This window comes from Pseudoalteromonas sp. SG45-2, assembly GCF_014164115.1.
Classification (GTDB): Bacteria; Pseudomonadota; Gammaproteobacteria; order Enterobacterales; family Alteromonadaceae; genus Pseudoalteromonas; species Pseudoalteromonas distincta.
Genome location: NZ_JACJEO010000067.1, coordinates 1 through 527 on the forward strand (window position 1 = coordinate 1; position 527 = coordinate 527).

Genomic DNA, 527 nt, shown 5'->3' on the forward strand with positions numbered 1-527 from the left:
CACTCTTTCTCGCCTTCTAACGCTTTAAGCGCAGAACCAGCGATTAGAGGTAAGTCATCACCTGGGAAATCGTATTCAGAAAGAAGTTCACGAACTTCCATTTCTACTAGTTCAAGTAGCTCTTCGTCATCAACCATGTCACATTTGTTCATGAACACAACGATGTAAGGAACGCCAACTTGACGAGAAAGAAGGATGTGCTCACGTGTTTGTGGCATAGGGCCATCTGTCGCAGCAACTACTAAGATCGCGCCATCCATTTGAGCAGCACCAGTGATCATGTTTTTAACATAATCGGCGTGACCAGGACAATCTACGTGTGCGTAGTGACGTGTAGGAGTATCGTATTCAACGTGAGACGTTGAAATAGTGATACCACGTTCGCGCTCTTCTGGAGCGTTGTCGATTGATGCGAAATCTTTAGCAACACCGCCGTATACTTTTGCAAGTACGTTAGTGATTGCTGCAGTTAGTGTAGTTTTACCGTGGTCAACGTGGCCGATTGTACCAACGTTTACGTGCGGTTT

At 45.7% G+C, this 527-nt stretch carries 1 protein-coding gene; it reads right to left on the reverse strand.

Annotation, left to right across the window (positions count from 1 at the left end):
• Nucleotides 1-527 (reverse strand): GTP-binding protein (locus tag H5116_RS20560; protein WP_182716934.1); only part of this gene is annotated, 527 nt, incomplete at both ends.